This is a genomic window from Curtobacterium sp. MCSS17_016, assembly GCF_003234255.2.
Taxonomy (GTDB): Bacteria; Actinomycetota; Actinomycetes; order Actinomycetales; family Microbacteriaceae; genus Curtobacterium; species Curtobacterium flaccumfaciens.
This window is the reverse complement of sequence record NZ_CP126254.1, coordinates 3,585,750-3,607,154: the sequence shown is the minus strand read 5'-3', so window position 1 is coordinate 3,607,154 and position 21,405 is coordinate 3,585,750. Positions and strand designations below refer to the sequence as shown.

Here is a 21,405-nt window from a genome sequence, read left to right as displayed (position 1 = left end):
GGCGACGCAGAGGAGGAACGAAATGGTGGAGTCGATCGCACGCGTGCGACACATCCGCGTCACGCCTCAGAAGGCCCGTCGCGTCATCGAGCTGATCCGCGGCAAGCAGGCCCACGAGGCCCTCGCCATCCTGAAGTTCGCCCCCCAGGGCGCTTCGGAGCCCGTGTACAAGCTGGTCGCCTCGGCGATCGCGAACGCACGGGTCAAGGCGGACTCGACGAACAGCTTCCTCGACGAGCGCGACCTCTACGTGAGCCGCGTCTTCGTCGACGAGGGCACGACCCTGAAGCGGTTCCAGCCGCGCGCCCAGGGCCGCGCCTTCCGCATCAACAAGCGCACCAGCCACATCACGGTCGTCCTCGCGACGCCCGACGAGGCCGAGGTTGCCGCGACGAGCAAGAAGGCGAGCAAGTAATGGGCCAGAAGGTCAACCCGTACGGCTTCCGTCTCGGGATCACGACGGACCACGTCTCGCACTGGTTCACCGACAGCAAGAAGGCCGGTCAGCGTTACGCCGACTACGTGGCCGAGGACATCAAGGTGCGCGAGTACCTGAAGAAGACCCTCGACCGCGCCGGTGTCGCACGCATCGAGCTCGAGCGCACCCGTGACCGTGTCCGCGTGGACATCCACACGGCTCGTCCGGGTATCGTCATCGGCCGCCGCGGCGCCGAGGCGGAGCGCGTTCGCGGTGAGCTCGAGAAGCTCACCAAGAAGCAGATCCAGCTGAACATCCTCGAGGTCAAGAACCCCGAGACCGAGGCCCAGCTCGTCGCGCAGGGCATCGCCGAGCAGCTCTCCGCTCGTGTCGCGTTCCGTCGCGCCATGCGCAAGGGCCTGCAGGGTGCACAGCGCGCCGGCGCCAAGGGTGTCCGCATCCAGGTGTCGGGTCGTCTCGGCGGCGCCGAGATGTCGCGTTCGGAGTTCTACCGCGAGGGCCGTGTGCCGCTGCACACGCTCCGCGCGAACATCGACTACGGCTTCTACGAGGCCCGGACCACGTTCGGCCGCATCGGCGTGAAGGTCTGGATCTACAAGGGCGACATCACGAACAAGGAGCTCGCTCGCGAGCAGGCGAACCAGCGTTCGTCGCGCCCGGAGCGTCGTGGCGGCCCGCGCGGTGAGCGTGGCGACCGTGGCGGCGACCGTCGTGGCGGCGACCGCGGTGACCGTCGTCCGCAGCAGGCCCCGCAGGACGCGCCGGCCGGCGCAGGAGTTGAGGCGTAACCATGCTTATTCCCCGTCGAGTCAAGCACCGCAAGCAGCACCACCCGAAGCGTTCGGGTCAGGCCACCGGTGGTACCAAGGTCAGCTTCGGCGACTACGGTATCCAGGCCCTCACCCCGGCGTACGTGACCAACCGTCAGATCGAGTCCGCTCGTATCGCCATGACGCGTCACATCAAGCGTGGTGGCAAGGTCTGGATCAACATCTACCCGGACCGTCCGCTGACCAAGAAGCCCGCCGAGACCCGCATGGGTTCCGGTAAGGGTTCGCCCGAGTGGTGGGTCGCGAACGTGAAGCCGGGCCGGGTGCTCTTCGAGCTCTCCGGCGTCAGCGAGGAGATCGCCCGTGAGGCGTTGACTCGTGCAATCCACAAGCTGCCCCTCAAGGCACGCATCATCAAGCGCGAGGAGGGCGACGCATAATGGCGATCGGTTCCAAGGAGCTCCGTCCGACGGAGCTCGACACGTTCGAGAACGAGCGTCTCGCTGACGAGCTGAAGAAGGCCAAGGAGGAACTCTTCAACCTCCGCTTCCAGTCGGCCACCGGCCAGCTGGAGAGCCACGGTCGTCTCCGTGCCGTCAAGCGCGACATCGCCCGCATCTACACCGTCCTCCGCGAGCGCGAGCTCGGCATCCGTGCCACTCCCGCGCCCGTCGAGACCGCCCCCAAGGCCAAGAAGACGACGAAGAAGGCTGACAAGCCGGCCGAGTCGACCGAGGCCGAGACCGCCGAGGAGAAGTAATGGCGAACGAAGAGAAGAACTCCGCCGCCCTCACTCGCGGCTACCGCAAGACGCGTCGCGGCTACGTGACGAGCGACAAGATGGACAAGACCATCGTGGTCGAGGTCGAGGACCGCGTGAAGCACGCGCTCTACGGCAAGATCATCCGTCGCACGTCCAAGGTGAAGGCCCACGACGAGCTCGGCACCGCTGGTGTCGGCGACCTCGTCGTGATCAGCGAGACCCGTCCCCTCAGCGCGTCCAAGCGCTGGCGCCTGGTCGAGATCCTCGAGAAGGCCAAGTAGGCCTCGGCCTGCTTCGGAATAGGAGACAGCAGTGATTCAGCAGGAATCCCGCCTGAAGGTCGCCGACAACACGGGTGCCAAGGAGATCTTGACCATCCGCGTGCTCGGTGGCTCGGGTCGTCGCTACGCCGGTCTCGGTGACGTCATCGTCGCCACGGTGAAGGACGCCATCCCCGGCGGCAACGTGAAGAAGGGTGACGTCGTCAAGGCAGTCATCGTTCGCACCAAGAAGGAGACCCGTCGTCAGGACGGCTCCTACATCAAGTTCGACGAGAACGCGGCAGTGATCCTCAAGGCCGACGGCGACCCGCGCGGTACGCGCATCTTCGGTCCGGTCGGTCGCGAGCTCCGTGACAAGAAGTTCATGAAGATCATCTCGCTCGCGCCGGAGGTGCTGTAAGCCATGGCGAACATCAAGAAGGGTGACCTCGTCCAGGTCATCACGGGCGCGACGCAGGAGCGTGGCGGCGACCGTGGCAAGCAGGGCAAGGTCATCGAGGTCCTCAAGGACAAGAACCGCGTCGTCGTCGAGGGCGTGAACTTCGTCACGAAGCACGTCCGCGTCGGTCAGACGCAGCGTGGTTCGAAGACCGGTGGCATCGAGCAGCACGAAGCCTCGATCCACGTCTCGAACGTCGCACTCGTCGACCCGAAGACGAAGAAGCCGACGCGTGTCGGCTTCCGCACCGAAGAGGTGGAGAAGGACGGCGTCAAGAAGACCGTCCGTGTCCGCTACGCGAAGAAGTCTGGTGAGAAGCTCTGATGACTGACACGACTGCTGCGCCCGCTGGCAAGATCCAGCCGCGCCTCAAGCAGAAGTACCTGGCCGAGATCAAGACGGCCCTCACCGAGCAGTTCGGTTACGCGAACGTCAACCAGGTCCCCGGCCTGGTCAAGGTCGTCGTGAACACCGGTGTCGGCGAGGCCGCTCGTGACTCCAAGATCATCGAGGGGGCCATCAAGGACCTCACGGCGATCACGGGTCAGAAGCCCCAGGTCAACATCGCCCGCAAGTCCATCGCTCAGTTCAAGCTGCGCGAGGGCCAGGCCATCGGCGCGCACGTCACCCTCCGCGGTGACCGCGCGTGGGAGTTCCTGGACCGCCTGGTGACGCTCGCACTGCCCCGCATCCGCGACTTCCGCGGTCTCAGCGACAAGCAGTTCGACGGCAACGGCAACTACACGTTCGGTCTCACGGAGCAGTCCGTGTTCCACGAGATCGACCAGGACCGCATCGACCGTGTCCGCGGCTTCGACATCACTGTCGTGACCACCGCGAAGACGGACGACGAGGGACGCGCGCTGCTCCGCCAGCTCGGCTTCCCGTTCCGCTCCAACGAGCAGACGGTCTAAACTACTTCGGGCGGTGCGGGCCGGAGGATTCACGTCCTCCGGCCCGCACGCACGAACACACCGATCTCGGGGAACCGCCCCGGGATCACTCGATCGCTCAGGTCGGCATTCGTGGAACGGGTGTCGAAACCAGGCGAGAAATGGACGAACATCATGACGATGACCGATCCGGTCGCAGACATGCTGACCAGATTGCGGAACGCGAACTCCGCGCACCACGACGCAGTCGCGCTCCCGAGCTCCAAGCTCAAGAAGAACATCGCCGACATCCTCAAGCGTGAGGGCTACATCAGCGAGTGGAAGGAGGAGGACGCCCGGGTCGGGCAGACCCTCACCATCGACCTGAAGTACGGCCCCGAGCGCGAGCGTTCGATCGCCGGCATCAAGCGCGTCTCGAAGCCGGGCCTCCGGGTCTACGCGAAGTCGACGGAGATCCCCCAGGTCCTCGGTGGCCTCGGCGTGGCGATCCTCTCGACCTCCTCCGGCCTCCTGACCGACCGCGAAGCCGAGCAGAAGGGCGTGGGTGGGGAAGTCCTCGCCTACGTGTGGTGATCGACAATGTCACGAATCGGACGTCTCCCCATCGACATCCCCGCCGGCGTCACCGTCTCCGTTGACGGTCAGAACGTGGCGGTCAAGGGCCCGAAGGGCGAGCTCGCGCTCGTCATCGCGGAGCCCATCCAGGCCAAGGTCGAGGAGAACCAGGTCCTCGTCACCCGTCCGGACGACGAGCGCGAGTCGCGTTCGCTCCACGGACTGACCCGGACCCTCATCGCCAACAACATCATCGGCGTGACCCAGGGCTACACCAAGGGCCTCGAGGTCGTCGGTACGGGTTACCGTGTCGCGGCCAAGGGCTCGAACCTCGAGTTCGCCCTCGGGTACTCCCACTCGATCACGGTCGAGCCGCCGGCGGGCATCAGCTTCGCGGTGGAGGGCAACAACAAGGTCACCGTCGCCGGTATCGACAAGCAGGCTGTCGGCGAGGTCGCCGCGAACATCCGGAAGCTCCGGAAGCCCGAGCCCTACAAGGGCAAGGGTGTCCGTTACGCCGGCGAGAACGTGCGCCGCAAGGCCGGAAAGTCAGGTAAGTGATCATGGGACTCCTCAAGACACGAGGCAAGAGCAAGGCGGCCGCCAAGGCGCGTCGTCACAATCGTCTCCGCAAGAAGATCACCGGCACCGAGGCTCGTCCCCGTCTCGCCGTCACCCGCTCGTCGCGTCACGTGTTCGTGCAGGTCATCGACGACTCGAAGGGTCACACCCTCGCAAGCGCCTCGACGATGGAGGCAGACCTCCGCTCGTTCGACGGCGACAAGACCGCCAAGGCCCGTCGCGTCGGTGAGCTCCTCGCCGAGCGCGCGAAGTCGGCTGGCGTCGAGGCCGTGGTCTTCGACCGCGGTGGCAGCAAGTACGCCGGTCGCGTCGCCGCGATCGCCGATGGTGCCCGTGAAGGAGGGCTGAACCTGTGAGCGACAACGCGAACACCAACGAAGACGCCAAGACCGAGGCCGTCGAGGCCACGGAGACCGAGGCTGTCGAGACCACGGAGACCACCGAGGCGAGCACGGAGGCCACGGCCACCGACGCAACCGCCGAGGCGACCACCGAGGGCGCCAAGACCGGCAAGGAGGCGGAGGCACCTGCCGTCGCCGAGCGTCCGGTCGAGACCGCCGCGGGCTCCGCGTCGAACAACCGCGACTCCGCTGACAACCGTGGCCGTCGTGGTGGCGGTCGTGACCGTCAGCAGGGCCGCGACCGCAACAACCGCGGTGGCGACAGCCAGTTCCTCGAGCGCGTGGTGACCATCAACCGCGTCTCGAAGGTCGTCAAGGGTGGTCGTCGCTTCAGCTTCACGGCGCTCGTCGTCGTCGGTGACGGCAACGGCCTCGTGGGCGTCGGCTACGGCAAGGCCAAGGAGGTCCCCACGGCGATCTCCAAGGGTGTCGAAGAGGCGAAGAAGAACTTCTTCCGCGTCCCCCGCGTCGGCAACACGATCCCGCACCCGGTGCAGGGTGAAGCCGCCGCTGGCGTCGTCCTCCTGCGTCCGGCCGGCCCCGGTACCGGTGTCATCGCCGGTGGTCCGGTCCGCGCCGTGCTCGAGTGCGCCGGCATCCACGACGTCCTGAGCAAGTCGCTCGGCTCGTCGAACACCATCAACATCGTGCACGCGACCGTCGAGGCCCTGAAGCAGCTCGAGGAGCCCCGCGCCGTCGCGAGCCGTCGTGGCCTCGACGTCGAGCGGGTCGTCCCGGCCCGTCTGCTCCAGGCCGAGGCCGCAGCCCTGCGTGCCGCGACCGAGAAGGCAGGTGCGTGATGGCGATGCTGAAGATCACGCAGATCAAGTCCGTTATCAGCGAGAAGCAGTACCAGCGCGACACCCTGCGCAGCCTGGGCCTCAAGCGCATCGGCCGTTCGGTCGAGCGTGAGGACAACTCCCAGAACCGCGGGTACATCGCGACGGTGGCGCACCTCGTGAAGGTCGAGGAGGTCGACGCATGAGCGACGAGAAGAACGAGCGCGTGCAGGTGCTGAAGCTGCACCACCTCCGTCCTGCAGAGGGCGCCAAGAAGGACCGCACCCGTGTTGGTCGCGGTGAGGGCTCGAAGGGCAAGACCGCTGGGCGTGGTACCAAGGGCACGAAGGCCCGTTACCAGGTCCGGGTCGGCTTCGAGGGTGGGCAGATGCCGCTGCACATGCGCACCCCGAAGCTCCGCGGGTTCAAGAACCCGTTCCGGGTCGAGTACCAGGTCGTGAACCTGGACAAGATCTCGGAGCTCTACCCCGATGGTGGCGACGTCACCGTTGCGGGCCTGGTCGCCAAGGGCGCCGTCCGCAAGAACGAGAAGGTCAAGGTTCTCGGTCAGGGTGACATCACCGTGAAGATCACGGTCACGGTCGACAAGGTCTCGGCGTCCGCCGCCGAGAAGATCGTGGCTGCTGGCGGCACCGTCTCCCAGTAACCCCCGTCGGCGGCCCGTGCGTTTGCGCACGGGCCGCCGTTACGGTTTCCTTGACAGTGGCCGGCATCCGCCAGCCGGGTCGGCCCTGCCGACCGAAACCGGTCCGGCCGCGATCGACGGCCCCGGTCCCACAAGTTCGGAGTCATCGTGTTCAGAGCGGTCGCGCGCATCATGCGCACCCCTGATCTTCGCAAGAAGATCGGCTTCACCCTCGCGATCATCGCGCTGTTCCGTCTCGGGTCGTACATCCCGGCACCGTTCGTCGACTACGCCGCCGTGCAGAGCTGTCTCGCCAGCGCGTCGTCCTCCGGCGGTCTCTACGACCTCATCAACCTCTTCTCCGGCGGCGCGCTGCTGAAGCTCTCGGTCTTCGCGCTCGGCATCATGCCGTACATCACGTCGTCGATCATCGTGCAGCTCCTGCGTGTGGTCATCCCGCACTTCGACACCCTCTACAAGGAGGGCCAGTCCGGCCAGGCGAAGCTGACGCAGTACACGCGCTACCTCACGATCGCGCTCGGTGTCCTGCAGTCCACGACGCTGATCACGGTCGCCCGCTCCGGCGCCCTGTTCGGCACCAACGCCTCCGCGTCCTGCACGTCGATCATCTCGAACGACAGCTGGTACGCCATCATGCTGATGGTCGTCACGCTGACCGCCGGTACCGGCCTCATCATGTGGATGGGCGAGCTCGTCACCGAGCGCGGCATCGGCAACGGCATGTCGCTCCTGATCTTCACGTCGATCGCTGCGCAGTTCCCGTCGGCGCTCTGGGCGATCGAGCAGTCGCAGTCGTTCGAGCTCTTCCTGTTCGTGATCCTGGTCGGACTCGTGATCATGATGGCCGTCGTGTTCGTCGAGCAGTCACAGCGGCGGATCCCCGTGCAGTACGCCAAGCGCATGGTCGGGCGGCGGACGTACGGCGGCAACAACACCTACATCCCGATCAAGGTGAACATGGCCGGCGTCGTGCCCGTCATCTTCGCCTCGTCGCTGCTGTACCTGCCGGCCCTGATCGCGCAGTTCAACCAGCCCTCGGACGGTTCCGAGCCGGCCGCGTGGGTGACCTGGATCCAGAACAACCTGACCTCGGGTGACAACTGGTTCTACATGGTCCTGTACTTCCTGCTCATCGTCGGGTTCACGTACTTCTACGTGGCGATCACCTTCAACCCCGAAGAGGTCGCCGACAACATGAAGAAGTACGGCGGGTTCATCCCCGGCATCCGTGCCGGTCGTCCGACCGCCGAGTACCTCGACTACGTCCTCACCCGGGTGACGCTGCCCGGCTCGCTCTACCTCGGTCTCATCGCGCTCATCCCGCTGGCAGCACTGGCGCTGTTCGGCGCGAACCAGAACTTCCCGTTCGGTGGCGCGAGCATCCTCATTATCGTGGGTGTCGGTCTCGAGACCGTGAAGCAGATCGACTCGCAGCTGCAGCAGCGTCACTACGAAGGGCTTCTCCGTTGAGCGCACGTCTCATAATCGTCGGACCTCCCGGAGCCGGGAAGGGCACCCAGGCCGGCCGGATCGCGGACTCCTTCGGGATCCCCGCGATCTCGACCGGGGACATCTTCCGCAAGAACGTGGCAGAGGGCACGCCCCTCGGTGTGCAGGCGAAGGCGATCATGGACGCCGGCGACTACGTGCCGGACTCCCTGACGAACGAGCTCGTGAAGTCACGCCTGCAGGAGCCCGATGCCGAGCACGGCTTCCTGCTGGACGGCTACCCGCGCACGGTCGGTCAGGTCGAGTACCTCGACGCACTGCTCGCCGAGCAGGGCACCGGGATCGACGCCGTCGTGCAGCTCGTCGCCGACCAGGACGAGCTCGTCGGTCGCCTGCTCAAGCGGGCCGAGGACCAGGGCCGCAGCGACGACAACGAGGAGACGATCCGTCGTCGCCAGCAGGTCTACGCCGAGCAGACGGCGCCCATCGTGGCGGCGTACGGCGAGCGTGGCCTCGTGGTCGACGTCGACGGCCTCGGTGCCATCGACGAGGTCGGCGACCGCATCCAGACGGCACTGGCGCGCCGCGGGCTCTCCGCGACCGTCTGACCAGCGTGGTGCGGTTCAAGAAGCCCTCGATCTACAAGACCCCGGACGAGCTCCGGGCGATGGTCCGGCCGGGCCAGCTGACCGCCGAGGCGCTCGACGCCGTCCGTGCAGCGATCCGTCCGGGGATCACCACCGGTGAACTCGATGCGATCGCCGAGCGCACCATCCGTGACGGCAGTGGAGTCCCGAACTTCCAGCTCGTGCCCGGCTACCGCCACACGCTGTGCGTGTCGGTGAACGACGAGATCGTGCACGGGATCCCCGGTGAGCGCGTCCTCGCGCCCGGCGACATCGTGTCGGTGGACGCCGGCGCCGAGGTCGACGGCTGGAACGGCGACAGCGCGTTCACGACCGTCGTGCCCGGCGGCGACGCAGCGGTCGCCGCAGCCCGTCAGACGCTCTGCGACACGACCGAGCGGTCGCTCTGGCACGGCATCGCCGCGCTCGCCCACGCGAAGAACCTGCACGAGGTCGGCTCGGCCGTGGAGGACGCGATCGACGAGACCGGCGCGTGGGGCATCGTCGAGGACTACACCGGCCACGGCATCGGCCGGTCGATGCACGAGGAACCGCCGGTCTTCAACTACCGCGTGCGCGGTGCCGGACCTGCCGTCAAGCCGGGGCTGGTGGTCGCCATCGAGCCCATGGTCACGGCCGGCGCGATCGACAGCTCGACGGACGACGACGAGTGGACGGTCCGGACGCTCGACGGCTCCGACGCCGCGCACTGGGAGCACAGCGTCGCGGTGCACGCGGCCGGCATCTGGGTGCTCACGGCCGCCGACGGCGGCGCTCGGGGCCTGGCCCCGCTGGGTGTGACGCCCGTCCCGATCCCGTAGGACGGGCCTCCAGTCCGCACGCGGTGCCCACGCTGGGCGTCTCCGCTCGATGCGACGGCCAGGAGGCCCGGCTGGCGTCCGCCGCGTCGACGACGTCGCGTGGACCCTCCCGACCACTGTCGGGCCCACGCCGTGACGTCGCGTCAGTTGCCGACGGAGCAGGTCTCCTCGGAGGCGCTCTGCCCGGTGATCGACGAGGGCAGCGGCGTCGCCGACGCGGTCGGCGTCCGCGTCGCGGTCGCGCTCGGCGTCGCCGACGGTGTGCCGGCGGACGAGGTCCCGGACGAACTCGAGGTGCCGGACGACCCCGAGGAGCCGGACGACCCGGTGCCGCTCGACGTCCCGCCGCTCGACGGCGACTCCTCGGAGGCGCGACCGGTGCTCGAGTCGCTCAGCGAGGACCGGACGTCGTTCTGCAGCGCCACGTTCAGGGTGTGGGCCGTCTCCTGGTCGACGATCACGCGGGCGCTGTCGGCGGGGTCGTCGGCCACCGGGTACTGCACGAAGAGCATGTTGGCCGTGCTCATCCCGCGCAGGGCGGCCGCGAGCTTGACGAGGGTGCCGGTCTGGGCCAGGCCGTCGGACAGCGTCATGTTGGACAGGGCGGCGCCGGCCAGCTTGTAGAGCGTGATCGGGTTCGAGAGCGTGCCGTCCGAGGTGACCTTGCGGAGGAGCGCCGACAGGAACACCTGCTGCGAGCTGATGCGGGCGAGGTCGCTGCCGTCGCCGACCCCGTGGCGGGTGCGCAGGAAGGCCAGGGCGTCCGAACCCTCGAGGGAGTGCGAGCCCGTCGTGAGGTGCAGGCCGGTGAACGTGTCGTCGATCGGCTCGGCGACGCAGACGTCCACCCCGCCGAGGGCGTTCGACATCTCGATCACGCCGTCGAACGTGATGAGCCCGGCGTAGGGGATGCTCAGACCGGTCAGGTTCTCGACCGTGTCCACGACGCAGGAGACACCGCCGTTGCCGAGCGCGGTGTTGAACATCGCCGAGGTGGACGCCGGGTAGGTCGTGCCGGTCGCGGGGTTCGTGCAGGCCGGGATGGGGACCATCAGGTCACGGGGGAAGCTGACCGCGGTGAGCTGCTGGTGGTCCGCCGAGATGTGGATGAGCATCGTGACGTCGTTGCGGGCGCCCTCGACGTCCTCGTCGGAGTCGAACTGGCCGACCCGGGTGTCGCTCCCGATGAGCAGGATGTTCGCTCCGCCCTTGATCGCCGAGATGTCGGCGGTCTTCGCGGTGCTCTGGTCGTCGGTGCTCAGCGCGACGGTCTGCGGCGCGGTGGCGAGCTGTGCCCCGGCGATCGCGGCGACGCTCGTGCCGCTGACGAGCAGGACGGCTACGGCGGACGCGACGACGGTGACGAGCGTGCCCCAACCCCGGCGACGGGCCTGCTTGCCGTGGCTGGCGAAGGGGCGTCGGGTGGCGTCGGGCACGTGTTCTCCGTTCGGTGGTCCGGCGCGATCTGCTGGTGCGACGGACGTGGCTGCGGAGCAAAACTACGGTTCGCGCGCATGTGTGCGCCCGGAGCGCGCCGTCAAACCACTGTGCAACGCTCAGGCACGGCCCCGGAAGCCCCAGACGTGGGGTGTTCCGCGTCCCCACTTGGCAATTGCGGGTTTACCACATAAGATCGATCTTTGGTGTGTCATGCCCTCTCGGGTGTGGCGACCGACCCGCAGACCGGTTCGGGGATCACACCTGTTCCACAACCAAGCGACAGTGAGGCTATGGCCAAGAAAGACGGCGTCATCGAGATCGAAGGCTCGGTGCTCGAAGCTCTGCCCAACGCGATGTTCCGCGTTGAGCTGACGAACGGACACAAGGTCCTCGCGCACATCTCCGGGAAGATGCGCCAGCACTACATCCGCATCCTCCCCGAGGACCGCGTGATCGTGGAGCTGAGCCCGTACGACCTGACCCGCGGCCGGATCGTCTACCGCTACAAGTGATCCGCGAGCTGGAAAGGAACGGCACGGCAATCCTGCCGAGCACGAAGCCAGCGAGCACGAGGAAAGAACCATGAAGGTCAACCCCAGCGTCAAGCCCATCTGCGAACACTGCCGTGTGATTCGCCGCAAGGGCCGCGTCATGGTGATCTGCAAGAGCAACCCGCGTCACAAGCAGCGCCAGGGCTAGTCCCGGGCGCGTGACCGGCGCCGACGGTGTCCATCGGACACCAGGCTGCTCGAGCACGACCCACAACTGAAGATCGACAACGCAGTACCAGAACCCGGTCGCACGACGACCGGGGGACACCTCGGGGCGGAGGCCCGAGCACCGGTACTGCGCCACACCTCCATCGACAACAGGAGCAGCCATCACATGGCACGTCTAGCAGGCGTCGACATCCCGCGCGAGAAGCGCGTGGAGATCGCACTCACGTACATCTACGGCGTCGGCCGTACCCGCGCCGTCCAGGCACTGACGGAGACCGGTATCTCCGGTGACATCCGCGTCAAGGACCTGACCGACGACCAGCTCGTCGCCCTCCGTGACTTCATCGAGGGCAACTTCAAGGTCGAGGGTGACCTCCGCCGTGAGGTCGCCGCCGACATCCGCCGCAAGGTCGAGATCGGCAGCTACGAGGGTCTTCGCCACCGTCGTGGTCTCCCGGTGCGCGGTCAGCGCACCAAGACCAACGCTCGTACCCGCAAGGGACCGAAGCGCACCGTGGCAGGCAAGAAGAAGGCTCGATAGGAGACCCCGATGGCTACCCCCAAGACTGCCGCGCGCAAGCCGCGCCGCAAGGAGAAGAAGAACGTCGCTGTGGGCCAGGCCCACATCAAGAGCACGTTCAACAACACGATCGTCAGCATCACCGACCCGTCGGGTGCCGTCCTCAGCTGGGCGTCCTCGGGTGCCGTGGGCTTCAAGGGTTCGCGCAAGTCGACGCCGTTCGCGGCGCAGCTCGCCGCCGAGTCCGCTGCGCGTCAGGCGCAGGAGCACGGCGTCAAGAAGGTCGACGTCTTCGTGAAGGGCCCGGGTTCGGGTCGCGAGACCGCGATCCGCTCCCTCCAGGCCGCTGGCCTCGAGGTCGGCTCGATCAACGACGTCACGCCGCAGGCGCACAACGGGTGCCGCCCGCCCAAGCGCCGTCGCGTCTGACGCGAGGAGCAACCGGCCGCGCCCTGCTCGTCCCCTGACCGGATCCGTTCCGGCGAGGGCGGGCAGGGCCCGCGGCCATTCCTGGTCGTTCGATCGCGCACGTGTGTGCGCGTGATCACAACTCAACAGACCCGTCGGGGCCCATGCGGCCCCGTCGTACCGCCAAGTGTCATATAGCGGACACTTCGCCGAAAGGAATCCCACAGTGCTCATTGCACAGCGCCCCACCCTGACCGAGGAGCCGATCTCCGAGCACCGCTCGCGCTTCGTCATCGAGCCGCTCGAGCCGGGCTTCGGTTACACCCTCGGCAACTCGCTGCGCCGCACGCTCCTCTCCTCGATCCCCGGCGCGGCTGTCACCAGCATCCGCATCGACGGCGTCCTCCACGAGTTCAGCACCGTTCCCGGTGTCAAGGAAGACGTCACCGAGATCATCCTCAACATCAAGAGCCTGGTCGTCTCCAGCGAGCACGACGAGCCCATCACGGCGTACCTGCGCAAGCAGGGTGCCGGTCAGGTCACCGCAGCGGACATCTCCGCTCCGGCCGGCGTCGAGATCCACAACCCGGAACTCGTCATCGCGACCCTGAACGACACCGCGCGCTTCGAGCTCGAGCTCACGATCGAGCGTGGCCGTGGCTACGTCTCGGCGACGCAGAACCGTTCCGAGTTCAGCGAAGCCGGTCAGATCCCGATCGACTCGATCTACTCGCCCGTCCTCAAGGTCACCTACCGCGTCGAGGCGACGCGTGCCGGTGAGCGCACGGACTTCGACCGCCTGGTCGTCGACGTCGAAGCGAAGCCGGCCATCACGCCGCGCGACGCCATCGCGTCGGCCGGTCGCACGCTGGTCGAGCTGTTCGGGCTCGCTCGCGAGCTCAACACGGCGGCAGAGGGCATCGAGATCGGCCCCGCGCCGGTCGACGCCGTGCTCTCGAACGAACTGCAGACCCCGATCGAGGACCTCGACCTGTCGGTCCGCAGCTACAACTGCCTGAAGCGGGAGGGCATCAACACGGTGTCCGAGCTCGTCGCCCTGTCGGAGACGCAGCTCATGAACATCCGCAACTTCGGTCAGAAGTCGGTGGACGAGGTCAAGGACAAGCTCACCGAGCTCGGCCTGTCCCTCAAGGACACCGTCCCCGGATTCGACGGCGCCCACTTCTACAGCGGGTACGACGAGGACGAGTCCAACAACTGACCTCGCGCTCACGCGCAAGCGCGCTGACACCGCGCGCACCACTTTCACCACTGGAGAACTGACATGCCGAAGCCCACCAAGGGCCCCCGCCTCGGTGGCGGTCCCGCCCACGAGCGCCTGCTCCTGAGCAACCTCGCCAACGCCCTCTTCACGCACGGTCGCATCACGACCACCGAGACGAAGGCCAAGCGCCTCCGTCCGGTCGCCGAGCGTCTCATCACGTTCGCGAAGCGCGGCGACCTGCACGCGCGTCGTCGTGTGATCAGCATCCTGCGCGACAAGTCCGTCGTGCACACGCTGTTCACCGAGATCGCTCCCCAGGTCGAGGACCGCCAGGGCGGTTACACCCGCATCACGAAGCTCGGCTTCCGCAAGGGCGACAACGCCCCGCTGGCGTCGATCGAGCTCGTCCTCGAGCCCGTCTCGAGCACGCCCGCTCCGGTCAAGCGCAACTCGGCTCCGGCCGCTGCTGCCGCGCCGGTCGACGAGCCCGCCGCTGACGAGACCACCGAGGAGGCCCCGGTCGAAGAGACCGAGACCACCGAGGAGTCCGCCCCGGTCGAGACCGAGTCCGAGACCGAGGCTGCTGCCGAGGTCGAGGCCGACGCCGCCGAGAAGTCGGACGACGCCGACACCAAGTAGTCCGGTGCCCTCCGGGGCGCTGCACCACCACGAGGAAGCCCCCGCGACCCAGGTCGCGGGGGCTTCCTCGCGTCCGAGGCTGGTCGTGCACACCGACTGCTCGGCGTACCGTCACGGGCCGGGTGCGACGGAAGGAAGTCATGGCGTTCCAGCACGTTGCGGGTCTGGGGACCCGGGTCTGGCGGTGGAGCCGGACCTCGGGCACACAGCCGCGCCTGCTGCACGCCGGCAAGGCCGCCGCCGCCGCGGTGATCGCCTGGTTCGTGGCGCGGCACATCCCGGGCGTCGCGGCCGAGTACCCGTACTACGCACCACTCGGCGCCGTCGTCGCGATGCAGACGACGGTGTTCGCGGGCATCCGGAGCGGTGTGCAGACCCTGGTCGGGATCGCCCTCGGCATCCTCATCGCCGCGTTCACGATGTGGGTCGGCGATCCCGGCTTCCTCGCGATCGCGCTCGCGGTCGGCGTCGGGGTGCTGGTCGGCGGGTTCCGCGTGCTGGGCGAGGGCAGCTCGTGGGTGTCCACCGCGGCGCTCTTCGTCCTGCTCGTCGGCGGCGCCAACGCCGAGGGGTACTCGCTCGGGTACCTCGTGCAGATGGCCGTGGGCGTCGTGATCGGGCTGCTGGTCAACTTCCTGGTGTTCCCGCCGCTGCACTTCTGGGACGCCGAACACCGCATCGACGCGGTGAACGGCGTGCTGGCGGACCACCTCGACGGGCTGGCAGCCGTGCTCGAGGAGGGCAAGCGCGACGAGAAGGCGTGGGACCACCAGCAGGACCGCCTGGACCGCGCGATCGCGGACGTGCGGTCGCGGGTGGCGATCGCGCACGAGAGCCGCCGACTCAACCCCCGTGGTGCACTGCGCGGGTCGCGAGCGCGGCTCCAGAAGGACGGCGGACGCTTCCGCGCACTGGAGCGGGTCGCCTGGTACACGACCGACCTCACCGAGCTCGTGGCACGCTCCGGCCCGGTGTCCGAGGGCGTCGGGCGTCCGGACCCCGCGTTCGCCACCCCCATCGCCGAGGCACTGCGGAAGATCGCCAGCACGATCCGCGGCGACTCCCCGGAGGACCAGGCCGAAGAGGCCATCGCACGACTCGAGAGCGCGCTCGACGCATCGCGCGAGAACCCCTCGCACGTCGCGGTCACCTCGGCCGCGCTCGTCGCCCTGCGCGGGATCGTCGAGTCCGAGCGACGCGCCACCGACGACCTCGACACCCGGACCGGTCCGTCGGCGTTCGGCCGTCCGCGCGGCTGAGCGGGTACGGGCGGCCGCCGTCCGGCAGACGGATCGCGGGCCGGGAGGCACGGATCACCCCCGCTACGGTGGTCACGTGGACGAGACGGTCGGCTTCCAGGACCCCGACAGCACGGGCGACGTGCGGCTCCGGCTGGACATCGCCTACGACGGGGCGGCGTTCTCCGGGTGGGCCCGGCAGCCCGGGCTCCGGACCGTGCAGGGCGCGCTCGAGACCGCACTCGCCACTGTCTTCACCCGCTGGGGCGAACCGCCGTTGCTCACCGTTGCCGGACGCACCGACGCCGGGGTGCACGCCACGGGGCAGGTCGCGCACCTGGACCTGTCGGCAGAGCAGTGGGCCGCGCTCACCGCCAAGCGCGGGTCGGGCCGGTCACCGCTCGACGGGCTGCTCAAGCGGGTCAACGGCATCGCGGCACCCGAGGGGGACGTCGTCGTCACCGGAGCTTCGGTGGCGCCCGACGGGTTCGACGCCCGGTTTTCCCCGCTCTGGCGCCGGTACGAGTACCGGATCGCGGACGCCGACGCCCCGCGCGATCCACGTCGACGCGGGCACACGGTCTGGCACGCGGCGCGGCTCGATCCGGCAGCGATGGAGCGCGGTGCGCTGACGTTGCTCGGGCTGCACGACTTCGCGACGTTCTGCAAGCCGCGCGAGGGGGCGACGACCATCCGGACGTTGCAGCAGTTCGGCTGGGACCGCGAGCCGGACGGCGTGCTGGTGGCGCGCCTCCAGGCCGACGCCTTCTGCCACTCGATGGTGCGGGCCATGGTCGGCGCGACCATCGCCGTCGGCGAGGGCCGCTTCGGCCCGGACCGCCTCGAGGAACTGCGCGTCGCCGAGGAGCGCACGAGTGCCTTCAAGACGGCGCCGGCGAAGGGACTGACGCTGACCGAGGTGGGCTACCCGGCAGACGCGGAGCTCGCGCAGCGGGCGGAGCAGACCCGGGCCCGCCGGTCGGTGGACGGTACCGTCGAGGGATGAGCCCGCGTGAACCCCGTTCCGTCGTGTCCGTCGCCCCCGGAGTCGTCTTCGTCGAGGGCCCGGTGTCCAACTGGGTGGTGCTGGCCGAGGAGGACGGCGTCGCGCTGATCGACGCCGGCTACCCGGCCGACACCGACCTCGTGCTCGACACCGTGCGCGTCGCCGGACACGACCCCGCCGACCTCCGTCGCGTCTACGTGACGCACGGACACGTCGACCACGTCGGCGGCATCCCCGGGATCCTCGAGCGGTACCCCGGCGTGGAGGTGCTCGCCCACACCGACGAGCTCGCCAACGTCCGCGGACCGGAGCGGCAGCAGGTCACCCCGGCGGAGATCGGCGGCCGGCTCGCCAGCCCGCGGGTGCTCGCCTGGCTGGCACGGGCCATCCGCTCCGACGCCCTCCGACCGACCACCGTGCCGTCCGCTCGCGCGTTCACCGGTGCGGACTTCGCGGGCCGGGCGATCACACCCTTCCCGGCCGTCGGCCACACCGACGGCTCGACGGCCTACCTGCTGCCCGCGGCGGACGCGATCGTCACGGGCGACGCGGTCGTCAGCCGGCACGACACCCAGCCCGGGTCGTGGGCCCCGCGGCCGCGGATGATCACACCCTTCTTCACCGCCGACCAGGACCGCGCGCTCGAGTCGGCACGGGCGCTGCCGTTCCCGGCGCTCGTGCTGCCGGGACACGGACCGGCTGTCCGACGTGTGGGCGGGACGTGGCTGCCGATCGGCTGATGCCGCGCGATCGGCTGTGCCGCCGAACGCGATCGGCTGGTGCCGCGCGTTCGGCTGATGTTGCCGAACGCAATCATTTACCTCGACGCAACCTGAATGTCCCCGCAGGTCGGTAGCGTGCGGACATGGCCAACACCCTCGGGCGCACTCTGCTGTGCGCCACGGCGGCCGCGACGCTCCTCGCGGCTCCACTCGTCACCGTCACCGCAGCGACCGCGAACCCCGAGGGGACCGACCTCGTCATCGAGGAGGCCTACCTGAAGGCGGGGAGCAAGGGCGCGTTCTACAACGAGAAGTTCGTCGAGATCGGCAACCCGACCGACGCCGCCGTGTCGCTCGACGGGTGGTCGCTCCAGTACCGTTCCGCCACGGGCACCGGCACGTTCTCGGCCAGTGCGCTCCAGGGCACCGTGCCGGCCAAGGGCACCTTCCTGGTGTCGATGGCGGGCAACGGCGGGGCCACCGCGGCTGGCGAGGACCTGCCCGCCGCCGACGACACCGCGACGCTCAACCCGTCGGGCACCACGGGCACGCTCGTGCTGTCCGACGCCACGGCACCCCTGGCGCTCGCCGCCGGACCCGTCGCCACCGGCACCGACGGCGTGGTCGACCTGCTCGGCTACGGCGCCTCGAACACGTTCGAGTCGGCCGTGCGCACCGTGACCGGGGACAACTCCGTCCCGAACGGCCTGGTCCGCCAGGGCACCACGGACACCGACGTCAACGGTGCGGACTTCTCCGTGACGACGACGCTCACCCCACGGAACGCCGCGGGCGAGACGACGGCACCGACCGAGCCCACGGAACCGACCGACCCGGGTGACGGCGGGACCCCCGCGCCCGGCACGCCCGCCGAGACGGTGACCATCGCCCAGCTGCAGGGCACCACGGACACCTCGCCGTACGCCGGCAAGAACGTCACGACCGACGGCGTCATCACCGCGGTCTACGGCACCGGCGGCTTCAACGGCTACACGATCCAGACCCCGGGCACCGGCGGCGCGATCGACCTCGCCGCCCACACCGCGTCCGACGCCGTGTTCGTCTTCTCGTCCGCCACCGCCGGGCTGGTGCACGAGGGCGACCACGTGCGGGTCACCGGCGCCGTGTCCGAGTACTCCGGCCTGACCGAGCTCACGGTGTCCGGGGCCTCGTCGCTGCAGCAGCTGGACGACAGCGTCGCGGCACCGCAGCCGGCCGCCGTCGCGTTCCCGTCGTCCGACGCCCAGCGCGAGTCGCTCGAGAGCATGCTCGTCGCTCCCCAGGGGGCGTACACCGTCGCCGACAACTACACGACGAACCAGTACGGCGAGGTCGTGCTCGCCAGCGGCACGAAGCGTCTGATCCAGCCGACCGAGGTCGGTCGCCCGGGCAGCGCCGCGGCGAAGGCCGTCGAGGCCGACAACGCCGCGCGCAAGGTCACGCTCGACGACGGTGCGAGCACCAACTTCCTGACCCAGGCGAACCAGGGCACCCCGGTGTCGTGGCTCACCCAAGGCCCGGTCACCGTCGGTGCCGCCGCCACCTTCACCGAGCCGGTCGTCCTCGACTACCGCAACAACGGGTGGAAGTTCCAGCCGACCGCGCCGATCACGGGTGCGACCCCGGCCGCCGACCTGCCGGCGTCGTTCTCGAAGGTGCGCCAGTCGGCGCCGCAGGACGTCGGTGGCGACCTGAAGCTCGCCGGCTTCAACGTGCTCAACTACTTCCCGACCACGGGCGACGAGCTCACCGGCTGCAAGTACTACACGGACCGTGCCGGTGACCCCGTCACGGTGAACTCGGGCTGCGACGCCCGCGGTGCCGCCGAGCAGGAGGACTTCCTGCGCCAGCAGGGCAAGATCGTCAAGGCGATCAACGGCCTGGATGCCGACGTCGTCTCGCTCGAGGAGATCGAGAACTCCGTCCGCTTCGGTCAGGACCGTGACGCCGCCGTGGCCACCCTGGTCGACGCGCTCAACGCCGCCACCGGCCAGGACACCTGGGCCTACGCGAAGTCCCCGGCCGTCGTGCCCGCGAGTGAGGACGTCATCCGCCTCGCCCTGATCTACAAGAAGGACCGCGTCGAGCCCGTCGGCGAGTCGACGATCCTGCTCGACGACGCGTTCACGAACGCCCGCCAGCCCGTCGCGGACGCGTTCCGCCCGGTCGGCGGCACCGCGGACGACGACTTCCTGGTGATCGCGAACCACTTCAAGTCGAAGGGCTCCGGCACCGGCGAGAACGCCGACCAGGGCGACGGGCAGGGTGCGTCGAACGCCGACCGCGTCGAGCAGGCGAAGGCCCTGGTGACCTTCTCCACCGACATGCAGGAGCAGTACGGCACCGACAAGGTGTTCATGCTCGGCGACTTCAACGCCTACAGCAAGGAGGATCCGGTGGTGGTCCTCGACGAGGCCGGCTACACCGACCTCGGCCCGGCGCTCGACAGCACCGAGTACTCGTACGTGTTCTCCGGCCTGAGTGGCTCGCTCGACCACGTGTTCGCGTCGAAGGCCGCGCTCGAGACGGTCACGGGCGTGGACATCTGGAACATCAACTCGGTCGAGTCGGTGGGCCTGGAGTACAGCCGCTACAACTACAACGCGACGAACCTGTACACCGACGACGTGTACCGGGCGAGCGACCACGACCCGATCCTGGTCGGCTTCGACCTGGACGCCGCGGGCACCGACCCGGGCACGGACCCGACGCCGGTGCCGACTCCGACCCCGACACCGACGCCGACCCCGGTGCCGAACCCGACGCCGACCCCGACTCCGGTGCCGCCGGTCGACGGGATCACCCCGCCGGTTGTTCCGGTGGCGCCGTCGGAGTCGCTGTTGACGGAGGCGAGCCGTGGTGGGGTGTCGGCTCCGGCGTCGGCTGGTGCGGGGGAGACGATCACGGTGACGGTGGGCACGCAGTCCGCGGGGCAGAGCGTCAACGTGTGGTTGTTCTCGGAGCCGACGCTGATCGGCACGGCTGTGGTCGCATCCGACGGGACGGTGCGGGTGACGATCCCGGCGGACACGGTGGCTGGTGCGCATCGTCTGGCGGTGACGGCTGCTGACGGGAGTCTGATCGGGTGGACCCCGATCACGATCACCACGGATGGGCAGCTCGCGTTCACGGGTGCCGCAGGGATGGGTGCCGGTGCGCTGGTGGCGTTCCTGCTGCTCGCGGCGGGCGCGGGTGTGCTGGTCGTGCGTCGCCGACGTCGGGCTGTGGCTGCGGAGTAGTCCCCACGCCCCACGGGCGCACTTGGTGAGCAGGAATGGTCGGGTCCGCAGTGGGGACCCGACCGTTTCTGCTCACCATGCGCGGTAAGGGCGACCGCGCGGCGGACGGGAGGCGCGGTGCGGGCTGGCACGGCGCCTCCAGGCCGGCAGCCGGCCGCGTTTGACCGACGTACCCCGCGTCGGCTAGGCTCTCAACTTGGTCTGTGCGCCCCGCGCGCGGACAGTCAGATGAGCCCTCCAACCGAGGTGTTCCGCGTGCTTCTGCCCGTGGAACTCCCGACCGGAGCGGGATTCACGGACTCCTCACCTCGACACGAAAGCAGCACTCCTGTGACTCGCACGTTCTCACCGAAGCCGGCAGACGTCCAGCACGACTGGATCGTCATCGACGCCGCCGATGTCGTCCTCGGCCGTCTCGCCACCCACGCCGCAGCGCTCCTGCGCGGCAAGCACAAGGCCACCTTCGCCCAGCACATGGACATGGGTGACTTCGTCATCATCGTGAACGCCGACAAGGTCGCCCTGACCGGTTCGAAGCTCGCGAAGAAGGTCTACTACCGTCACTCGGGGTACCCGGGCGGCCTGACGGCGACCTCCTACCCGGAGATGCTCGAGAAGCACCCCACCCGCGCCGTCGAGAAGGCGATCCGCGGCATGCTGCCGAAGAACACCCTCGGCCGCGAGCAGCTCAAGAAGCTGAAGGTCTACGCCGGCGCGGAGCACCCGCACGCCGCGCAGCAGCCCAAGCCGTACATCTTCGACCAGGTCGCACAGTAGTTCCGGC

The 21,405-nt window shown here is 68.8% G+C and carries 29 protein-coding genes; 28 read left to right on the top strand and 1 reads right to left on the bottom strand.

The window, feature by feature from the left end; translation table 11 throughout:
• The first annotated feature begins 22 nt into the window (after window positions 1-22).
• The 17 genes from rplV (at window position 23) to map (ending at window position 9,465) form a co-directional block, all read left to right on the top strand.
• The gene (gene rplV / locus DEJ19_RS16970; protein WP_035809257.1) at window positions 23-415 is read left to right on the top strand and encodes a 50S ribosomal protein L22; all 393 of its coding nucleotides are present in this window, start codon (window positions 23-25) and stop codon (window positions 413-415) included.
• Window positions 415-1,227: a 30S ribosomal protein S3 gene (rpsC, locus tag DEJ19_RS16965; protein ID WP_017885527.1), complete on the top strand. Its 813-nt coding sequence runs from the start codon at window positions 415-417 to the stop codon at window positions 1,225-1,227. Before rplV ends, rpsC begins: the two co-directional genes overlap by 1 nt.
• A gap of 2 nt (window positions 1,228-1,229) precedes the next feature.
• Entirely contained in the window at window positions 1,230-1,649 is a 420-nt protein-coding gene (rplP, locus tag DEJ19_RS16960; RefSeq protein ID WP_017885526.1) for a 50S ribosomal protein L16, read from the top strand.
• Window positions 1,649-1,969 carry a 50S ribosomal protein L29 gene (rpmC, locus tag DEJ19_RS16955; RefSeq protein WP_017885525.1) on the top strand — a complete coding sequence of 107 codons (321 nt, stop codon included), beginning with the start codon at window positions 1,649-1,651 and terminating at the stop codon, window positions 1,967-1,969. The genes rplP and rpmC overlap by 1 nt, the downstream gene beginning before the upstream one ends.
• On the top strand, window positions 1,969-2,253 hold the full coding sequence (gene rpsQ, locus DEJ19_RS16950; RefSeq protein WP_017885524.1) for a 30S ribosomal protein S17: 285 nt from the start codon (window positions 1,969-1,971) through the stop codon (window positions 2,251-2,253). Before rpmC ends, rpsQ begins: the two co-directional genes overlap by 1 nt.
• 31 nt (window positions 2,254-2,284) lie before the next feature.
• The gene (rplN, locus tag DEJ19_RS16945; RefSeq protein WP_017885523.1) at window positions 2,285-2,653 is read left to right on the top strand and encodes a 50S ribosomal protein L14; all 369 of its coding nucleotides are present in this window, start codon (window positions 2,285-2,287) and stop codon (window positions 2,651-2,653) included.
• A 3-nt stretch (window positions 2,654-2,656) separates the two neighbouring features.
• Window positions 2,657-3,016 carry a 50S ribosomal protein L24 gene (rplX, locus tag DEJ19_RS16940; RefSeq protein WP_017885522.1) on the top strand — a complete coding sequence of 120 codons (360 nt, stop codon included), beginning with the start codon at window positions 2,657-2,659 and terminating at the stop codon, window positions 3,014-3,016.
• Window positions 3,016-3,606, top strand: a complete 591-nt coding sequence (gene rplE, locus DEJ19_RS16935; RefSeq protein WP_042537502.1) for a 50S ribosomal protein L5 — start codon at window positions 3,016-3,018, stop codon at window positions 3,604-3,606. Before rplX ends, rplE begins: the two co-directional genes overlap by 1 nt.
• Window positions 3,607-3,759: 153 nt before the next feature.
• A complete protein-coding gene (rpsH, locus tag DEJ19_RS16930) occupies window positions 3,760-4,158 on the top strand; it encodes a 30S ribosomal protein S8 (protein ID WP_111232650.1) in 399 nt (132 codons plus the stop codon).
• A gap of 6 nt (window positions 4,159-4,164) precedes the next feature.
• Window positions 4,165-4,701 carry a 50S ribosomal protein L6 gene (gene rplF / locus DEJ19_RS16925; protein ID WP_017885518.1) on the top strand — a complete coding sequence of 179 codons (537 nt, stop codon included), beginning with the start codon at window positions 4,165-4,167 and terminating at the stop codon, window positions 4,699-4,701.
• Window positions 4,702-4,703: 2 nt separating this feature from the next.
• Complete coding sequence (rplR, locus tag DEJ19_RS16920) at window positions 4,704-5,078, top strand: 50S ribosomal protein L18 (protein ID WP_027466725.1); 375 nt, start codon at window positions 4,704-4,706, stop codon at window positions 5,076-5,078.
• Window positions 5,075-5,923, top strand: coding sequence for a 30S ribosomal protein S5 (gene rpsE / locus DEJ19_RS16915; RefSeq protein ID WP_071406161.1), 849 nt, complete (start codon window positions 5,075-5,077; stop codon window positions 5,921-5,923). The genes rplR and rpsE overlap by 4 nt, the downstream gene beginning before the upstream one ends.
• Window positions 5,923-6,108 (top strand): 50S ribosomal protein L30, encoded by a 186-nt coding sequence (gene rpmD / locus DEJ19_RS16910; RefSeq protein ID WP_017885515.1) that lies wholly within the window; start codon window positions 5,923-5,925, stop codon window positions 6,106-6,108. The genes rpsE and rpmD overlap by 1 nt, the downstream gene beginning before the upstream one ends.
• The gene (rplO, locus tag DEJ19_RS16905; RefSeq protein ID WP_027466723.1) at window positions 6,105-6,569 is read left to right on the top strand and encodes a 50S ribosomal protein L15; all 465 of its coding nucleotides are present in this window, start codon (window positions 6,105-6,107) and stop codon (window positions 6,567-6,569) included. Before rpmD ends, rplO begins: the two co-directional genes overlap by 4 nt.
• A gap of 147 nt (window positions 6,570-6,716) precedes the next feature.
• Window positions 6,717-8,039 (top strand): preprotein translocase subunit SecY, encoded by a 1,323-nt coding sequence (secY, locus tag DEJ19_RS16900; RefSeq protein WP_027466722.1) that lies wholly within the window; start codon window positions 6,717-6,719, stop codon window positions 8,037-8,039.
• Window positions 8,036-8,626, top strand: a complete 591-nt coding sequence (locus DEJ19_RS16895) for an adenylate kinase (RefSeq protein WP_111232651.1) — start codon at window positions 8,036-8,038, stop codon at window positions 8,624-8,626. The genes secY and DEJ19_RS16895 overlap by 4 nt, the downstream gene beginning before the upstream one ends.
• Before the next feature lie 5 nt (window positions 8,627-8,631).
• On the top strand, window positions 8,632-9,465 hold the full coding sequence (gene map, locus DEJ19_RS16890) for a type I methionyl aminopeptidase (RefSeq protein ID WP_502869780.1): 834 nt from the start codon (window positions 8,632-8,634) through the stop codon (window positions 9,463-9,465).
• A gap of 143 nt (window positions 9,466-9,608) precedes the next feature.
• Here the strand turns inward: map and DEJ19_RS16885 are convergent, their stop codons facing one another.
• Entirely contained in the window at window positions 9,609-10,901 is a 1,293-nt protein-coding gene (locus tag DEJ19_RS16885; protein ID WP_111094821.1) for an LCP family protein, read from the bottom strand.
• Window positions 10,902-11,195: 294 nt separating this feature from the next.
• Here DEJ19_RS16885 and infA point away from each other — a divergent pair, with 294 nt between their 5' ends.
• From infA to rplM, 11 genes are all read left to right on the top strand, one after another.
• Window positions 11,196-11,417 (top strand): translation initiation factor IF-1, encoded by a 222-nt coding sequence (gene infA / locus DEJ19_RS16880; protein ID WP_017885509.1) that lies wholly within the window; start codon window positions 11,196-11,198, stop codon window positions 11,415-11,417.
• A gap of 70 nt (window positions 11,418-11,487) precedes the next feature.
• A complete protein-coding gene (rpmJ, locus tag DEJ19_RS16875) occupies window positions 11,488-11,604 on the top strand; it encodes a 50S ribosomal protein L36 (protein ID WP_022903266.1) in 117 nt (38 codons plus the stop codon).
• Between the two features lie 186 nt (window positions 11,605-11,790).
• Window positions 11,791-12,165: a 30S ribosomal protein S13 gene (rpsM, locus tag DEJ19_RS16870; protein ID WP_017885508.1), complete on the top strand. Its 375-nt coding sequence runs from the start codon at window positions 11,791-11,793 to the stop codon at window positions 12,163-12,165.
• A gap of 9 nt (window positions 12,166-12,174) precedes the next feature.
• The gene (rpsK, locus tag DEJ19_RS16865) at window positions 12,175-12,573 is read left to right on the top strand and encodes a 30S ribosomal protein S11 (protein ID WP_017885507.1); all 399 of its coding nucleotides are present in this window, start codon (window positions 12,175-12,177) and stop codon (window positions 12,571-12,573) included.
• 205 nt (window positions 12,574-12,778) lie between these two features.
• Complete coding sequence (locus DEJ19_RS16860; RefSeq protein ID WP_017885506.1) at window positions 12,779-13,774, top strand: DNA-directed RNA polymerase subunit alpha; 996 nt, start codon at window positions 12,779-12,781, stop codon at window positions 13,772-13,774.
• A 63-nt stretch (window positions 13,775-13,837) separates the two neighbouring features.
• Entirely contained in the window at window positions 13,838-14,416 is a 579-nt protein-coding gene (gene rplQ, locus DEJ19_RS16855; protein ID WP_071245471.1) for a 50S ribosomal protein L17, read from the top strand.
• A gap of 140 nt (window positions 14,417-14,556) precedes the next feature.
• Window positions 14,557-15,675 carry an FUSC family protein gene (locus DEJ19_RS16850; RefSeq protein WP_111023289.1) on the top strand — a complete coding sequence of 373 codons (1,119 nt, stop codon included), beginning with the start codon at window positions 14,557-14,559 and terminating at the stop codon, window positions 15,673-15,675.
• A gap of 76 nt (window positions 15,676-15,751) precedes the next feature.
• On the top strand, window positions 15,752-16,660 hold the full coding sequence (truA, locus tag DEJ19_RS16845; RefSeq protein WP_111094822.1) for a tRNA pseudouridine(38-40) synthase TruA: 909 nt from the start codon (window positions 15,752-15,754) through the stop codon (window positions 16,658-16,660).
• A complete protein-coding gene (locus DEJ19_RS16840; RefSeq protein WP_111232652.1) occupies window positions 16,657-17,400 on the top strand; it encodes an MBL fold metallo-hydrolase in 744 nt (247 codons plus the stop codon). The genes truA and DEJ19_RS16840 overlap by 4 nt, the downstream gene beginning before the upstream one ends.
• Window positions 17,401-17,525: 125 nt before the next feature.
• The gene (locus DEJ19_RS16835) at window positions 17,526-20,621 is read left to right on the top strand and encodes an ExeM/NucH family extracellular endonuclease (RefSeq protein WP_220035292.1); all 3,096 of its coding nucleotides are present in this window, start codon (window positions 17,526-17,528) and stop codon (window positions 20,619-20,621) included.
• 330 nt (window positions 20,622-20,951) lie between these two features.
• Window positions 20,952-21,398: a 50S ribosomal protein L13 gene (gene rplM / locus DEJ19_RS16830; protein WP_111232653.1), complete on the top strand. Its 447-nt coding sequence runs from the start codon at window positions 20,952-20,954 to the stop codon at window positions 21,396-21,398.
• The last annotated feature ends 7 nt before the right edge of the window (window positions 21,399-21,405 follow it).

Bases quoted from the DNA above. Each gene is read 5' to 3' on its own strand.
- rplV (WP_035809257.1), top strand. From the start codon at position 23: ATGGTGGAGTCGATCGCACGCGTGCGACACATCCGCGTCACGCCTCAG.
- rpsC (WP_017885527.1), top strand. From the start codon at position 415: ATGGGCCAGAAGGTCAACCCGTACGGCTTCCGTCTCGGGATCACGACG.
- rplP (WP_017885526.1), top strand. From the start codon at position 1,230: ATGCTTATTCCCCGTCGAGTCAAGCACCGCAAGCAGCACCACCCGAAG.
- rpmC (WP_017885525.1), top strand. From the start codon at position 1,649: ATGGCGATCGGTTCCAAGGAGCTCCGTCCGACGGAGCTCGACACGTTC.
- rpsQ (WP_017885524.1), top strand. From the start codon at position 1,969: ATGGCGAACGAAGAGAAGAACTCCGCCGCCCTCACTCGCGGCTACCGC.
- rplX (WP_017885522.1), top strand. From the start codon at position 2,657: ATGGCGAACATCAAGAAGGGTGACCTCGTCCAGGTCATCACGGGCGCG.
- rplE (WP_042537502.1), top strand. From the start codon at position 3,016: ATGACTGACACGACTGCTGCGCCCGCTGGCAAGATCCAGCCGCGCCTC.
- rpsH (WP_111232650.1), top strand. From the start codon at position 3,760: ATGACGATGACCGATCCGGTCGCAGACATGCTGACCAGATTGCGGAAC.
- rplF (WP_017885518.1), top strand. From the start codon at position 4,165: ATGTCACGAATCGGACGTCTCCCCATCGACATCCCCGCCGGCGTCACC.
- rplR (WP_027466725.1), top strand. From the start codon at position 4,704: ATGGGACTCCTCAAGACACGAGGCAAGAGCAAGGCGGCCGCCAAGGCG.
- rpmD (WP_017885515.1), top strand. From the start codon at position 5,923: ATGGCGATGCTGAAGATCACGCAGATCAAGTCCGTTATCAGCGAGAAG.
- rplO (WP_027466723.1), top strand. From the start codon at position 6,105: ATGAGCGACGAGAAGAACGAGCGCGTGCAGGTGCTGAAGCTGCACCAC.
- infA (WP_017885509.1), top strand. From the start codon at position 11,196: ATGGCCAAGAAAGACGGCGTCATCGAGATCGAAGGCTCGGTGCTCGAA.
- rpmJ (WP_022903266.1), top strand. From the start codon at position 11,488: ATGAAGGTCAACCCCAGCGTCAAGCCCATCTGCGAACACTGCCGTGTG.
- rpsM (WP_017885508.1), top strand. From the start codon at position 11,791: ATGGCACGTCTAGCAGGCGTCGACATCCCGCGCGAGAAGCGCGTGGAG.
- rpsK (WP_017885507.1), top strand. From the start codon at position 12,175: ATGGCTACCCCCAAGACTGCCGCGCGCAAGCCGCGCCGCAAGGAGAAG.
- rplQ (WP_071245471.1), top strand. From the start codon at position 13,838: ATGCCGAAGCCCACCAAGGGCCCCCGCCTCGGTGGCGGTCCCGCCCAC.
- DEJ19_RS16850 (WP_111023289.1), top strand. From the start codon at position 14,557: ATGGCGTTCCAGCACGTTGCGGGTCTGGGGACCCGGGTCTGGCGGTGG.
- DEJ19_RS16840 (WP_111232652.1), top strand. From the start codon at position 16,657: ATGAGCCCGCGTGAACCCCGTTCCGTCGTGTCCGTCGCCCCCGGAGTC.
- DEJ19_RS16835 (WP_220035292.1), top strand. From the start codon at position 17,526: ATGGCCAACACCCTCGGGCGCACTCTGCTGTGCGCCACGGCGGCCGCG.